At 66.4% G+C, this 14615-nt stretch carries 14 protein-coding genes; 11 read left to right on the top strand and 3 right to left on the bottom strand.

Annotated elements, in window-relative coordinates; genetic code table 11:
- Positions 1–16 precede the first annotated feature (16 nt).
- Entirely contained in the window at positions 17–3955 is a 3939-nt protein-coding gene (gene putA, locus AAFF27_21305) for a trifunctional transcriptional regulator/proline dehydrogenase/L-glutamate gamma-semialdehyde dehydrogenase (GenBank protein XAH22518.1), read from the bottom strand.
- 382 nt (positions 3956–4337) lie between these two features.
- Here putA and prfA point away from each other — a divergent pair, with 382 nt between their 5' ends.
- From prfA to AAFF27_21345, 8 genes are all read left to right on the top strand, one after another.
- The gene (prfA, locus tag AAFF27_21310; GenBank protein XAH22519.1) at positions 4338–5426 is read left to right on the top strand and encodes a peptide chain release factor 1; all 1089 of its coding nucleotides are present in this window, start codon (positions 4338–4340) and stop codon (positions 5424–5426) included.
- Positions 5427–5640: 214 nt separating this feature from the next.
- Complete coding sequence (gene prmC, locus AAFF27_21315) at positions 5641–6498, top strand: peptide chain release factor N(5)-glutamine methyltransferase (protein XAH22520.1); 858 nt, start codon at positions 5641–5643, stop codon at positions 6496–6498.
- A 55-nt stretch (positions 6499–6553) separates the two neighbouring features.
- Complete coding sequence (gene grxD, locus AAFF27_21320; protein XAH22521.1) at positions 6554–6880, top strand: Grx4 family monothiol glutaredoxin; 327 nt, start codon at positions 6554–6556, stop codon at positions 6878–6880.
- Positions 6881–7044: 164 nt separating this feature from the next.
- Positions 7045–8055 carry an AAA family ATPase gene (locus tag AAFF27_21325; GenBank protein ID XAH22522.1) on the top strand — a complete coding sequence of 337 codons (1011 nt, stop codon included), beginning with the start codon at positions 7045–7047 and terminating at the stop codon, positions 8053–8055.
- 411 nt (positions 8056–8466) lie between these two features.
- Positions 8467–9828: a hemolysin family protein gene (locus AAFF27_21330; protein ID XAH22523.1), complete on the top strand. Its 1362-nt coding sequence runs from the start codon at positions 8467–8469 to the stop codon at positions 9826–9828.
- 318 nt (positions 9829–10146) lie between these two features.
- Positions 10147–11265: a Fic family protein gene (locus AAFF27_21335; GenBank protein XAH22524.1), complete on the top strand. Its 1119-nt coding sequence runs from the start codon at positions 10147–10149 to the stop codon at positions 11263–11265.
- A gap of 255 nt (positions 11266–11520) precedes the next feature.
- A complete protein-coding gene (locus AAFF27_21340; protein ID XAH22525.1) occupies positions 11521–12111 on the top strand; it encodes an NADPH-dependent FMN reductase in 591 nt (196 codons plus the stop codon).
- Between the two features lie 68 nt (positions 12112–12179).
- Positions 12180–12311 carry a hypothetical protein gene (locus AAFF27_21345; GenBank protein XAH22526.1) on the top strand — a complete coding sequence of 44 codons (132 nt, stop codon included), beginning with the start codon at positions 12180–12182 and terminating at the stop codon, positions 12309–12311.
- A gap of 7 nt (positions 12312–12318) precedes the next feature.
- Here the strand turns inward: AAFF27_21345 and AAFF27_21350 are convergent, their stop codons facing one another.
- Together AAFF27_21350 and AAFF27_21355 are read right to left on the bottom strand one after the other, a co-directional pair.
- On the bottom strand, positions 12319–12843 hold the full coding sequence (locus AAFF27_21350) for a GNAT family N-acetyltransferase (protein ID XAH22527.1): 525 nt from the start codon (positions 12841–12843) through the stop codon (positions 12319–12321).
- A complete protein-coding gene (locus AAFF27_21355) occupies positions 12843–13118 on the bottom strand; it encodes a DUF1778 domain-containing protein (protein ID XAH22528.1) in 276 nt (91 codons plus the stop codon). Before AAFF27_21355 ends, AAFF27_21350 begins: the two co-directional genes overlap by 1 nt.
- 159 nt (positions 13119–13277) lie before the next feature.
- Between AAFF27_21355 and AAFF27_21360 the strand changes: the two genes are divergently transcribed.
- The 3 genes from AAFF27_21360 to AAFF27_21370 are packed head-to-tail and all read left to right on the top strand — an operon-like array spanning position 13278 to position 14593.
- Positions 13278–13544: a hypothetical protein gene (locus AAFF27_21360; GenBank protein XAH22529.1), complete on the top strand. Its 267-nt coding sequence runs from the start codon at positions 13278–13280 to the stop codon at positions 13542–13544.
- Between the two features lie 60 nt (positions 13545–13604).
- Positions 13605–14114 carry a hypothetical protein gene (locus AAFF27_21365; protein XAH22530.1) on the top strand — a complete coding sequence of 170 codons (510 nt, stop codon included), beginning with the start codon at positions 13605–13607 and terminating at the stop codon, positions 14112–14114.
- Positions 14115–14128: 14 nt separating this feature from the next.
- Positions 14129–14593: a hypothetical protein gene (locus AAFF27_21370; protein XAH22531.1), complete on the top strand. Its 465-nt coding sequence runs from the start codon at positions 14129–14131 to the stop codon at positions 14591–14593.
- Positions 14594–14615 lie beyond the last annotated feature (22 nt).

Raw genomic sequence — 14615 nt, forward strand, 5'->3', positions numbered from 1 at the left:
TGCATCTCTCCCGGGCTTAGCCCACGGTCATCAAATTGGCATTGCCGCCCGCGGCGGCGGTGTTCACGCTCAGGCTGCGCTCTATCAGCAGGCGCTCCAGCACGATGCCGGTGGCGCCCGGCGCCAGCCCCTGCAGGCCGACGATGGGGCCGGGCCGCCCGGACAAGGCCTGGGCCACGCCGCGCAACTGGTCTGAGTCGCCGTGGTGGATCACCGCGTCGAACAAGGCCTGCGGCGCACGCCAGTCGTCGGTGAAATCGATGGCTGCGCGCACCGGCTCGGGCAACTGCGCATGCAGCGCGCGGTGCGATGCATCGGCCGGCCAGAGCGCACGCGCGCCCACGGCCAGCACCGCCGCCAATTGGCACAGGCGGTCGCCCTCCTCCGCCGCCAGGCACAGCACGGCATCGCGCCCACACAGGCTGTAGACGTTGCGCTCGCCAGTGGGGCCATCCAGCACGCGGCGCTGGCCGCTGGGTGTCTGCTGGCCAAAGCGCTCGCACACCTCGGCCAATGCGGCGCGTGCGCTGCCATGGCACCACTGCTGCAGCGCCGCCAGGGCCTGGCGCCGTGGCAGGCCAGGAATGACAGCCTCGCCCTCTATCTGCGCCAGCGCGGTGCCAGGGCCCATGGCCGTGCCTTCGGGCCGGCTGGCCAGCAGGCGCAGCAGGTACAGCGGGCCGCCGGCCTTGGGGCCGGTGCCCGACAGGCCTTCGCCGCCAAAGGGCTGCACGCCGACCACCGCGCCCACCATGTTGCGGTTGACATAGAGGTTGCCGACATGGGCGCGCGCGGCGATGCGCTGGATGGTTTCGTCAATGCGCGAGTGCACGCCCAGCGTCAGGCCAAAGCCGGTGGCGTTGATGCGGTCGATCAGCGCATCGAGCCCCGGGCGCGCGTAGCGCAGCACATGCAGCACCGGGCCAAACACTTCTTTGTGCAGCTCGTCGATGCTGTCGATCTCGATCAGCGTGGGCGGCACGTAGGTGCCGTGCGCGGTGTCGCTGTCGATGCGTGCGATCTGGTGCACCGCGTGGCCCTTGGCGCGCATGGCCTCGATGTGGGCCAGCAGGGCGTCGCGTGCCTCGGCATCGATCACCGGGCCTACGTCCACCCGCAGGCGCTCGGGGTTGCCCAGCGTGAGTTCGGCCATGGCGCCCTGCAGCATCTCCAGCGTGCGCTCTGCTATGTCTTCTTGCACGCACAACACGCGCAGGGCCGAGCAGCGCTGGCCGGCGCTGTCGAAGGCCGAGGCGAGCACGTCGTTGACCACCTGCTCCACCAGCGCAGAAGAGTCGACCACCATGGCGTTCTGGCCACCGGTCTCGGCGATCAGCGGCACCGGCTGGCCCAGGTCGTCGAGCCGGCCGGCCACGGCGCGCTGCAGGATGCGCGCAACCTGGGTCGAGCCGGTGAAGAGCACGCCGCGCACGCGCGGGTCGGCCACCAGCGCGGCGCCTACGGTCTCGCCCGGGCCGGGCAGCAGTTGCAGCGCGCCGGGCGGCAGGCCCGCGCCCTGCAGCAGGCGCACGGCCTCGGCGGCGATCAGCGGGGTTTGCTCGGCCGGCTTGGCCAGCACCGTGTTGCCGGCGGCCAGCGCAGCCGCCACCTGCCCCACAAAGATGGCCAGCGGAAAATTCCACGGGCTGATGCAGACCACGGGGCCGAGCGGGCGGTGCGCCTCGTTGCTGAAATCCGCGCGCACCTGGGCCGCGTAGTAGCGCAAGAAATCCACCGCCTCGCGCACCTCACCCACAGCATTGGCCAGGGTCTTGCCGGCCTCGCGCACCAACAGGCCCAGCAGTTGCTGCATCTGCGCCTCTAGCGCATCGGCGGCGCGCTCCAGCATGCCGGCGCGCTCGGCCGGCGGGGTGGCCTGCCAGATCTCGAAGGCGTCTTGCGCAGCCTGCAGCGCGCGGGTGATGTCATCAGGGGTTGCGTCTTGCACCTGGCCGACGATGTCGGCATGGCGCGCCGGGTTGCGCACCGGCTGCCAGGGGCCATCAGCCACCGGCACGGCCAGCAGCGGCGCGGCGCGCCAGTCGCGCGCGGCGCTTTGCAGCAGCGCGCTGGAGAGCGAGCCCAGCCGCTGCTCGTTGGCCAGATCCAGGCCCAGCGAGTTGCTGCGGCCCGGGTAGAGCGCGCCCGGCAAGGGAATGCGTGGGTGCGGCAGGCCGATGCGGCCCTCTTGCACGGCCGTGGCCTCTACCACCGCGACCGGGTCTGCCACCAGCGTGTCGATGGACAAGCTGCGGTCCGCCACGCGGTTGACGAAGGAGGTGTTGGCGCCGTTCTCCAGCAGGCGGCGCACCAGGTAGGCCAGCAGCGTCTCGTGGCTGCCCACCGGGGCGTAGATGCGGCACGGCCGGTTGAGATGGCCCTCACCCTTGTCCACCACCTGGTCGTACAGCGGCTCGCCCATGCCGTGCAGGCACTGGAACTCGTACTGGCCTTCGTAGTAGTTCTGGCCCGCCATTTGGTAGATGGCGGCCAGCGTGTGCGCGTTGTGGGTGGCGAACTGCGGGTACACCGCCTCGGGCGCGGCCAGCAGCTTGCGGGCGCAGGCCAGGTAGGCAACGTCGGTATGCGCCTTGCGCGTGTAGACGGGGTAGTCCTCCAGGCCGTCTACCTGGGCGCGCTTGATTTCGCTGTCCCAGTAGGCGCCCTTGACCAGGCGCACCATCAGCCGGTGGCGGCTGCGCCGCGCCAGGTCGATCAGCCAGGCAATGACGTCCCCGCAGCGCTTCTGGTAGGCCTGGATGACAAAGCCTATGCCGTTCCAGCCGGCCAGCGTGGGCGCGTGGCACAGGCGCTCCAGCAGGTCGAGCGACAGCTCCAGCCGGTCGGCCTCTTCGGCGTCGATGTTCAGGCCGATGTCGTAGCTGCGCGCCAGCTCGGTCAGGGCCAGCAGGCGCGGGTACAGCTCGTCCATCACGCGGGCGTGCTGGGCACGGCTGTAGCGCGGGTGCAGGGCCGACAGCTTGATGGAGATGCCCGGGCCGCGATAAATGCCGGCACCGGCCGCCGCGCGGCCGATGGCGTGGATGGCCTGCTCATAAGAGGCCATGTAGCGCTGCGCGTCGGCGTCGGTGAGCGCGGCCTCGCCCAGCATGTCGTAGGAGTAGCGAAAGCCCCGGGCCTCGCGCTTGCCGGCATTGGCCAGCGCCTTGCCTATGGTCTCGCCGGTGACGAACTGCTCGCCCATCAGGCGCATGGCCATGTCCACGCCCTTGCGGATCAGCGGCTCGCCGCCACGCGTCAGCACGCGGCCAAGCGCGGTGCTCAGGCCCGACTCGTTGTGCGTGGCGACCAGCTTGCCCGTGAACATCAAACCCCAGGTAGCCGCATTGACGAACAGCGATGCGCTCTTGCCCAGGTGCGGCTGCCAGTTGCCGGTGCTGAGCTTGTCGCGGATCAGTGCGTCGCGCGTGGCGCGGTCGGGGATGCGCAGCAGCGCCTCGGCCAGGCACATCAGCGCCACGCCCTCTTGCGAAGACAAAGAAAACTCCTGCAGCAGCCCCTGCACCAGCGCCGCCTTGCCCACGCCCTGGTGGGCGCGCAGGCCTTCGCTGAGCCGGCAGGCCAGTTGGTGCGCAGTGCTTGCCATGGCGGCGGGCAGGCGCGCCTCGGGCAGCAGCATCGCTACCTGCTCGGGCTCGGGCCGGCGCCAGGCGGCGGTGATGGCGGCGCGCAGCACGCTCTGCGGCATCACCTGCTCGGCAAAGTCGAGGAAGGGCTGGGCCGGGGCGTCGGGCGGCGGCGGTGCATCGTCCCCGGCGGCGTCTGCCGGTGCCAGGGCGCGCCCCGGCAGCTCGCCACGCTCGAACGCCTCCAGGTAGAGGTGGATGGACTGCTTGATGAGCCAGTGCGGCGTGCGGTCTATGGCTTTGGCTGCGGATTTGATGCGCTCGCGGACGCTTTCGTCCAGCTTGACGCCGAGGGTGACCTGGGACATGTTTTTGAGGGGCGAAGGCGTTGACGGTGGGCGCGATGCTAGTGGCACCACCGCAAAGGTGCAACCTTTTTCTAAAAAATCTCTTAAGGTTGCACCTTTATCAAACTTCCCAATGAAATCATGGCCGAACCCAAGCAATACGGCAGTCGCAATGCACCGATATGGTGATATTAAAAATCCATGATTCTGAAAAAGGTGCAACCCTCACATGCACCTCCGCGATACGGGCTTGCGGCAGCGCTCCCGCGCCGGCGCGGCTCTCGCGGATAATTGCACCCGGCCGGCGCTTGCCGGCCTACCGATACGCCCCGCACCGCCATGGCGCGGGGCGCCGCCTTCTGCCGAAGGGCGCGCCTGCCGGTGCGCCCCAGCCCCCAGCCCCGTGAAAACCTTCCTGCGCCACCAGCTCGACCGCTACGCCGTCCGTCTCGAAGAACTCGACTTCCTGCTCTCGCGCGAGGACATCATGGCCGACATGGAGCAGTACCGCGTGCTCTCGCGCGAGCATGCCGAGGTGACCCAGGTGGCCGGCCGCTACGCCCGCTTCAAGCAGCGCGAGGCCGACCTGGAAGGCGCGCGCGGCATGCTCGGCGACCCCGACATGGCCGAGATGGCGCAAGAAGAAATCGCCGGCGCCGAGGCCGAGCTGCTGCAGCTGGAAGACGAGCTGCAGCGCCTGCTGCTGCCCAAGGACCCGGACGACGCGCGCAACGCGTTCATGGAAATCCGCGCCGGCACCGGCGGCGATGAATCGGCCCTGTTTGCCGGCGACCTGGCGCGCATGTACACCCGCTACTACGAGCGCGCCGGCTGGCGCTGCGAAGTGGTCAGCGCCAACGAGAGCGAGCTGGGCGGCTACAAGGAAATCGTGTTCCGCATCGTTGGCGACAACGTCTATGGCCGGCTGCGCTTTGAATCCGGCGGCCACCGCGTGCAGCGCGTGCCCGCCACCGAAACCCAGGGCCGCATCCACACCAGCGCCTGCACCGTGGCCGTGCTGCCCGAGCCAGACGAGACCGTGGCCGTGCAGATCAACCCGGCCGACCTGCGCATCGACACCTACCGCGCCAGCGGCGCCGGCGGCCAGCACATCAACAAGACCGACTCGGCCGTGCGCATCACGCACATCCCGACCGGCATCGTGGCCGAATGCCAGGACGACCGCAGCCAGCACCGCAACAAGGCCAAGGCGCTGCAGGTGCTGTCTGCGCGCATCCAAGAGAAAGAGCGCAGCGAGCAAGCCGCCAAGGATGCCGCCATGCGCAAGGGCCTGATCGGCAGCGGCGACCGCAGCGACCGCATCCGCACCTACAACTTCCCGCAGGGGCGCTTTACCGACCACCGCATCAACCTCACTCTGTACAAGCTGCTGTTCATCATGGAAGGCGACCTGGGCGAGGTGCTGGACGCGCTGCAACACGCCCGCGAGGCCGAGCAACTGGCCGAGCTGGAAGTGGGCGCGGGCGGCTGAAATATCGCAAGCACCCCACTTTCCACACCGTTCGGGCTGATCCACACCGTTCGGGCTGATCCACACCGTTCGGGCTGAGCCACACCGTTCGGGCTGAGCCTGTCGAAGCCTTGCCACTCGTCACCCGGCCCTTCGACAGGCTCAGGGCGAACGGCGAAAAATATCAGTTAAATAGGCCTCCAGCCCAAGTACCACCTGGACTTATAGCTATCAAATGAGTAGTACCACAGTCGCACAGCTAAGCATTGCCCAGGCCCTGCAGGCCGCCGGCGCCTTGGGCCTGGAGCGGCTCGACGCGCAACTGCTGCTGCTGCACGCACTGGGCCGCCCGGCGCACGAGCGCGCCTGGCTGCTGGCGCACGACACCGACCTGCTCGCCGCCCCGGTACAAATCCAGCTGCGCGACCTGTGCAGCCGCCGCGCCGCCGGCGAGCCGCTGGCTTACCTGGTGGGTGAGAAGGAATTCTTCGGCCTGCCGCTGGCGGTCGATGCCCGCGTGCTGGTGCCGCGCCCCGATACCGAAACCCTGGTGGAGTGGGCACTGGAGCGCCTGGCCGGCCAGCCCGCGCCCACCGTGCTGGACCTGGGCACCGGCAGCGGCGCCATCGCGCTGGCGCTGCAGCATGCGCGGCCAGACGCCCAAGTCACCGCCGTAGACGCCAGCGCCGGCGCGCTCGAGGTGGCACGCGGCAACGCGGCACGGCTGGGCCTGCCGGTGCGCTTTCTGCAAGGCGACTGGTGCGCGGCGCTGGATAGTGCCGAGCGCTACGACCTGATCGCCTCCAACCCGCCCTATATCGCAGTGGCAGATGGCCACCTGGCCGCCCTGGTGCACGAGCCGCTGTCGGCCCTGGCCGCCGGCGCCGACGGGCTGGACGACCTGCGCCGCATCATCACCCAGGCCCCGGCCCACCTCGCGGCGGGCGGCTGGCTGCTGCTGGAGCACGGCTGGGACCAGGCCGCTTTGGTGCGCGAACTGTTGCAGGCAGCGGGCTTTGCCGAAGTACAAAGCCGCAAGGACTTGGCCGGCATAGAACGCTGCTCCGGCGGACTTTTGCCATCCCACCGATAATTGCGCCCGCAGCGGCCGGGCGATTCCGGCTGCCATCCCCATGAAGGAGAGACCCATGAGTGACGCCCAACAACGCATCGACGCCCTCGTCAAATCCAACGACGTGCTGCTTTTCATGAAGGGCAGCGCCAGCTTTCCGATGTGCGGCTTCTCGGGCCGCGCCATCCAGGTGCTGAAGGCCTGCGGCGTGGACGCCAAGGCGATCAAGACCGTCAACGTGCTGGACGACGATGGCATCCGCCAGGGCATCAAGGAATACAGCCACTGGCCGACCATCCCGCAGCTCTACGTCAAGGGCGAGTTCATCGGCGGCTCGGACATCATGATGGAGATGTACGAGTCCGGCGAACTGCAAAAGGTGCTGGCCGGCAACGCGGCCTAAGCCCCCGCTGATTCCGCGCGCGGCGCGGTCGCCTGATAAGGGCGACCGCGCCGTTGCTTTTTGGGCGGTCAAGGTGCGGTAAAGAAACGGCATTTGATGGACGCCTGGCACGGCTTGTGCTCGAATGAAGGTGTCGCTTTCTCGACGAAACAAAGGAGTGCCAGATGGAATCCCGTAGTCTCGTCCCGCAGTCCTCGTCCCCCTTCCCCCTGCCTATCGCGCAGGTCCGCAGCGTGTTCGACCCAGCCGAGGTTGAACGCCGCCTTGGCAAGCTGCAGCACGCAGGCGACCCCCGAGAGCACGAAAGCCTGCGCAGCACCTACGAGCGCATGCTGGAGCGTGGCCCCGAGCGCTTCCAGGTCAAGCCCGCCGGCATCCCCGACATGGCCGCGCTCTACGACGATCTGCCCAACTTCACCGAGGTACTCGACGACGTGCGCCGCCACGTCGCGCTCGCGCAAGACAGCCGCGACGGCCTGGAGGTCACGCCCATGCTGCTGCTGGGCCCGCCCGGCATCGGCAAGACGCATTTCGCCAAGCACCTGGCCGACCTGATCGGCACCGGCATGAACCTGGTGCCCATGGGCTCGATGACCGCCGGCTGGCTGCTGTCGGGCTCGGCCTCGCAGTGGAAGGGCGCGCGCCCCGGCAAGGTGTTCGAGGCACTGATAGATGGCACCTACGCCAACCCGGTGATCGTGGTGGATGAGATCGACAAGGCCAACTGCGACGCGCAATACGACCCGCTGGGCGCGCTCTACAGCCTGCTCGAGCACGACACCGCCAGCGCCTTCGTCGACGAATTCGCCGAGGTCGCCATAGACGCCAGCCAGGTGCTGTGGATCACCACCGCCAACGACGCGCGCGGCATCCCCGACCCCATCCTCAACCGCATGAACGTGTTCGAGGTGCTGCCGCCCTCGCCCGAGCAGGCGCGCCACATCGCCCTGCGCCTGTACCAGACCATCCGCGCCAGCCACGACTGGGGCAGCCGCTTCGACGAGGCGCCGCAAGAAGAGGTACTGGAGCGCCTGGCCGCCCTGGCCCCGCGCGAAATGCGCCGCGCGCTGATGGTGGCCTTTGGCAACGCGCGCCTGGATGGCCGGGCCGAGCTGCGCGGCGATGATCTGCCGCGTGCGGGGGATAGGCGTAGTCGGATTGGGTTCATGCAGTAGGCAACAGCCGGCCCCCACCCCACCCCTCCCCCAGCGGGGGAGGGAGTAATGCAAGGGCCGAGCGCAGCGATGGCCCGACTGGCTGTCCCGGGTCCCCTCTGTGGCGTTGAGGAGCGCAGGAGTCGGCAGGTTGCCCGTAGCGCAGCGAAGGGACGGCGAGGACTGTTTGAGCGCAGCGAGTTCCGCAGCCGCCTGCCGACTCCGAGCACCGCAAAGCAGTCCGGCAACGCCGGACCGCCACAGTGGGGTCGCCCTTTCTTTGGTGACTTTCTTTCGGCGACGCGAAAGAAAGTTACTCGCCCGCCGGGGCGAACTCCCGGCACCCGCCGCCAGCAAGGCAAGCAGCCGCCCCATCAAAAAGCAAGCACCCTACACTCCCGCTGTAGCCCCAGCGGCGCCCCACCCGCCTTCATGACCCTGACCACCAGCCTGCTCCTGATCGCCGCGCTCATCGCCGCCAGCGCCTTCTTCTCCATCGCCGAGATCTCGCTGGCCGCCTCGCGCCGCTTGCGCCTGCGCCAGATGGCCGACGAGGGCGATGCGCGGGCCGAGCGCGTCATGCGCATCCAGGAGCAGCCCGGGCCTTACTTCACCGTGGCCCAGATCGGGCAGAACGCCATCGCCATCCTGGGCGGCATCGTCGGTGAAGGCGCGCTGAGCCCGGCCTTCACCGCGCTGTTCTCGCTGGGCCTGGGCTCTGCGGCGGCGGAGACGGCGGGCTTTCTGGCCTCGTTCTTCATCGTCACCTCTTTCTTCATCCTGTTTGCCGACCTGTTCCCCAAGCGGCTGGCCATGACCGCGCCCGAGCGCCTGGCGGTGCGCACCGCGCGCCCCATGCAGCTGCTGCAGTCGCTGCTGCGGCCGCTGATCTGGGTCTACAGCAAGGGCGCGGATGGGCTGTTCAGCCTGTTCGGCCTGCCGCTGCAGCGCGACGACCGCATCACCTCCGCCGACATCCTGGCCATGACCGAGGCCGGCGCGCTGGCCGGCGTGCTGGCCGCGCGCGAGCAGCAGGTGATCGCCAATGTGTTCGAGCTGGACACCCGCACCGTTGCCAGTGCCATGTCGCAGCGCGACCGCATCGCCTACTTTCTGCGCGACGACCCAGACGCGGTGGTCCGCGCGCGCATCGCCGCCGAGCCCTTCTCTACCTACCCGGTGTGCGAGGGCGACATCGACCACGTGGTGGGCTACGTAGACGCCAAGGATTTGTTCCAGCGCGTGCTCAACAACCAGCCCATATCGCTGGCCGACAACGCCCTGGTGCGCAAGGTGCTGATCGTGCCCGACAGCCTGACCCTGGCCGAGGTGCTGGACCAGTTCCGCCTGGTGGGCGAGGACTTTGCCGTCATCGTCAACGAGTACAGCCTGGTGGTGGGCGTGGTCACGCTCAACGACGTCATGAGCACCGTCATGGGCGACCTGATATCGCCGCTGGACGAAGAGCAGATCGTGCGGCGCGACGAGAACTCCTGGCTGATCGACGGCGTCACCCCCATCCAGGACGTGCTGCGCGCACTGGACCTGGAATCCCTGCCGCACGAAGGCGACTACGAGACTCTGGCCGGCTTCCTCATGGTCATGCTGCGCCGCGTCCCGCGCCGCACCGACAGCGTGACCTGGGGCGGCTACAAGTTCGAGGTGCTGGACGTGGACAGCTACCGCATCGACCAGGTGATGGTGGCGCGTGTGGGCAGCGCGCCTGCGGCGGCGGAACCGTCAGAAAAACTCACACTCTCAAGCGACACCAAAAGATCAAGCCCAGATGGCTAGCGGGCTCTTGAGCATTCGCTTTTTTGCATTATTGAGTTAATTGCACGAAGCCCGGCCTTGCCATCGATCCAACGATTGATACGCCCCCCATTCACCTTGCGCCTGCGCACACCAGCTCAGGCAATCGCAAGCGTCAGATGCCCGATAGGCTCGGCCGCGGGCCGGACTTGCACCCACCCTCGCGATCTCCAAATACCAATTGAACGACACGAAATCAACATAGGTCGCCAATTCAGCAAAATCAGAACATGTTTCGTTGACGCGTTGTCGACTGCGACATAAGCTCTTTACCTGTCGATAAAACAGGGTTTTTGCATCATGACAGACGCTGCCGCCGGCTGGCGCCCCGAGCTGCCCCACAACCAGTTGCCCACGCTGCCCCCCACGCACGAGCTGGAGAGCCGGGCGGTGCTCAAGGCTTGCATAGAAGCCCGCGTCGCACTGGCCGAGCTCAAGCAGGCCGCCGAACTCATCCCCAACCAAGCGATGTTGATCAACACCATCCCGCTGCTGGAAGCCAAAGACAGCTCGGAGATTGAGAACATCGTCACCACCACCGACCACCTGTTTCAGTACGCGCAGGGCCACGACAACGCCGACCCCGCCACCAAAGAGGCGCTGCGCTACCGCACCGCGCTGCACCAAGGCTTTGAGTCGCTCAAGGCGCGGCCACTGTGCACCGCAACCGCCGTGGACGTTTGCCGCACCCTCAAGGGCGTGGACATGGACATTCGCCGCACCCCGGGCACCCAGCTCGCCAACGACCGCACCGGGGAAGTGATCTACACCCCGCCCGAAGGCGAAACCCGCTTGCGCGGCATGCTCGCCAACTGGGAGCGCTTTCTGCACAACCAGACCGAGCTCGACCCATTGATCCGCATGGCCGTCGGCCACTACCAGTTCGAAGCCATCCACCCGTTCACCGACGGCAATGGCCGTACCGGCCGCGTGCTCAACATCCTCTATTTGATTCAAGAAGAGCTGCTGAACCTGCCCATCCTGTACCTCAGCCGCCATGTGATTGCCCACAAGGCCGACTACTACCGCCTGCTGCTCAGCGTCACCCGCGACGGCGCCTGGGAGCCCTGGCTGATCTTCATGCTGCAGGCCGTGGCTGAGACGTCCAGATGGACCACCGGCAAGATCGCCGCCATCCGCGCGCTGGCCGAGCACACCACCGAACACGTGCGCACGCGCCTGCCCAAGATCTACACCCGCGAGCTGGTGGATGTGATCTTTGAGCAGCCCTATTGCCGCATCGGCAACCTGGTGGACAAAGGCATTGCGCAGCGCCAGGCCGCCTCCCGCTACCTGCACGACCTAGCCACCTTGGGCGTACTGCGCGAAATGCCTTTGGGCAAAGAGAAGCTCTTCATACATCCCAAGCTGATGCAACTGCTCACCCGTGACAACAACCAGTTCCAGCCTTACGCCTGAAAGCGCCGGCAGCGCCCATGCCCTCACATATCCCCACGGCACCGCCACAAGCCGTCAAAAAAACTCACTAATTAAATCCCTGAAAAATTTAGAGCCCAGGCAACACCTGGGCATTGACCCACCACCCCATTTCAATCATTGAGTTAATTGCACACAAAGAATAGCGACGGGAAGCCAGGCGTCTTCCCACCGCCCACGGCCATGCAGTAGCCTTTGCCTCCACGGCCGGCCTCTCCGGCCTGAAAGGGCGCAGCCATGGCGGACAAGATTCTGGTGTTCTACGGCTCCTACCGCGCCGACCGCATGGGCATACGCCTGGCGGATTACCTGGTCGCCAGCCTGCAGGCGCGCGGCGCTGCCGCCGAGCTGGTGGACGCCAAGGCCGTCAACCTGCCCATGCTGGACCGCATGTACAAGGAATACCCCAAGGGCAGCGCGCCTGCGGCCATGGAGGCACTGGCCGAGAAGATCCGCAGCGCAGACGCCTTTGTCTTCGTCACCGGCGAATACAACTGGGGCCCGCAGCCCGGCCTGAAGAACCTCACCGACCATTACCTGGAGGAATGGTTCTGGCGCCCCGCCGCCATCGCCAGCTATTCGGCCGGCCGCTTCTCGGGCGTGCGCTCGGGCACGGCCTGGCACTCGATCCTGTCGGAGATGGGCATGGTGGTGATCTCCAGCGCGCTGGCCGTGGGGCCTATTGCGCAGACGCTGGATGTCGGTGGTAAGCCTACGGGCAGCGCTGGCGAGGCGCTGGAGCGCGCCTTTGGGCGCTTTGCGGATGATCTGGCTTGGTGGAGCGAGGCGGCGCGGGTGCAGCGGGGGCGTGGGGCTGTGCCGTATTGAGGGGACCGGTCCATGACCAGGCCGGTCAACGGCGGCCGCCGTTGAACTAGTGTCGCGTCAAGCGTGAGGTGAAGGATGGGTGCGAAGGCATCGGCGTGCAGCGCAAGGCGCAGGCCGCAGCCCAGGCTTTACGCCTGGGCAAGGGCTGCAACGCAGCGATGCGCGGCGAGGGCAAGCGCACACCGGCAGATCATGCTTGACGCGACACTAGCCCCTGCTCTTCTTCTCCACATGTCCGCCGGAGCTGCGGCGCGCATCCTTGAGCAGCAACAGCAACTGCTGCTCGCGGACAGGTGAGGGCTCGAAACCAAATCGAAGATAGAAGCGCTCGGCGTCTTCATCGATGGGATGGGTCAACAGGGCGCGGACGCCGGCCTGATCGGCAATGGCAAGCGTGCGCCGGATGGCATCCTGGAGCAGGCCAACACCAATGCCCCGCCCTTGATCCGAGGCCGACACCGCAAGCCTGGCCAGAATGATCACCGGGATGGGGAACGCCCCCATGCCCTTGCGCACACGATCAGGCGCCTCCAGCGTATCGATCTGCCCCACCGTCAAACTGAAGTAGCCCGCTACGCGTGCACCTTCCGCGACCACGTAGGTCTTGACCGAGCCGCTGGCCTGCGCCTGGCGCGCGTGCCGTGCCAACCAATCGTTGAGTGCCGGCTTGCCGCAGTCGAACGCGTCCAGTCGATGGCTGGCATCCAGCGCCTGTGGCGCCGCGAGTGCCATCAGGCTTTCCAGGGAGCGCGTCGCGAGAACAGGTCCTTCAAGCCAGGATTGTCTTGCTCAGGTCGATCCAACAGCGACAGCAAAGCCTGAGATTGACCACCGGTCACCAGGAACAGCCGCTGATCGAGCAAGGTCTGCTCGGCCGCCTGATAGGCGCTGTCCAGGATGAATTCCGTCATCGATTTATTGCTGACCTCGGCCGCGCGGCGCAGTACGGTCTCCTGCTGCGGCGTCGCACGCAGTCCCAGGCGAGCAGAACGGGTGGCGGTGGCCATGGCAAATCCTCTCATCAATGCAGATCATGTTAGTACAAATGACGTACAAACACAAAAGCTCTTGATCGTTCGCACGAACCGGGGATTGGCACTGGACGGTGCATGTACGACTGAAGTTTTCGTGTCACCGCCATCCGCGAAGAAGATGGCCATTTTGTGGTGGAGCACACGAGCTTCGATTTCGCGGTGGACTTCAGCCGCAGGGTGAACAACCGCATCCACACCCAGTTCGCCAGAAGAAAGGAGGTGGATGGATTCATCAGAAACGTGCTGCGACCCGGCATGAAATGCCGCGAGGTGGATGAGGCCGAATACAAATCCCTCCACGAGGTCTTGATGGCCAAGTCCATGTACATGAAGCGCAGCAAGGGCCGGGTTCAGACGCTCTCGGAATCATGGGACGATGGGAATCCCAAGCTGCCGTAGAAACGCAGATTCACCTCCAGCGCTCAACGCAAGCCATGGCCAACCCGGCAACTCACTCACATGCCCAATAGCGAACACCTGCCAGCCAATGTCGTTCCAATTCTTGAAGCGACCTCGAAGAGTCCCCTCGTTGCCGCGGGCACACCGTTGGAGCTATGGCGAGCCGCGAATCATCGGACGTGGGTCGCGTCATTTACCGAGCTTGGTATCGCCCTCTTCAATTCCGACCTTGACGAGTCCACGCTGCCGCACGGCTATGCGCTTGTCGCCTACCTCTTTGATTGGGAAACCCAGTGCCAATTCGATGGTTGGGACGCTCTCGATAATCGCTCGAACACGCTGCATCGCGTCATCGCCGGCTACGAAGAAGTGGGGCTCAGCGGCGAAGCCCGGGCTCTGGCGCGAGCCTTTTCCGCGTGGAACGAATCCGGCGGTGACCACACAGCCACCTCGGAAGCCTACGATGAGGTATCCCATGAATACACCGTCGACCTGGACCGCCTTGATTTTCTTGCTTGCTACTTCGTAGATCACGCGGACCGGTTGTTTTATGCCGGCGGCACGACATAGATACATGCCCAAACATGGCAAATACCTACCGCTTCGGCGTCCTTGGCTACCTACTCATCGGCGCAGTCTGCGGCCTCTTCTTCATCGCCTGCGCGGTGGGCGCATTCCTGGCGCAGCAGTACCCGCCGATCGCCATATTCGCCGTCTTCATCCTCATGGGCCTGTACATGGTGGCCAGCGCCGGGAGCTTCGAGATCTCCGACAAGGCCGTGACCCATCGCAACCTCTTCGGCACCTTCCGCATGGCCTGGGCTGAGGTTCGCAAGGTGGAGCTGGGAACGCAGGGCGCCATCATTCTTCACGGCGAAAACAAGCGCTTTGCGCTGGCGCCGCCCGGCTATTGGTCAGGCAGGCAGAAGACCGAAGCCTTGGCGCTGTTGCGCAAGGCAGTCGAGCGAAGCGGCGCCATCCGCTATTCGAGCTATGCCGCCGATTTCAAGATCCACCGCAATGTCCGGGCCCCTGCGGGGCAGGACTGAGGCGGCCTGCCTGGATCGCGTG

The organism is Xylophilus sp. GW821-FHT01B05 (assembly GCA_038961845.1).
In the GTDB taxonomy this organism is placed as follows: domain Bacteria; phylum Pseudomonadota; class Gammaproteobacteria; order Burkholderiales; family Burkholderiaceae_C; genus Xylophilus.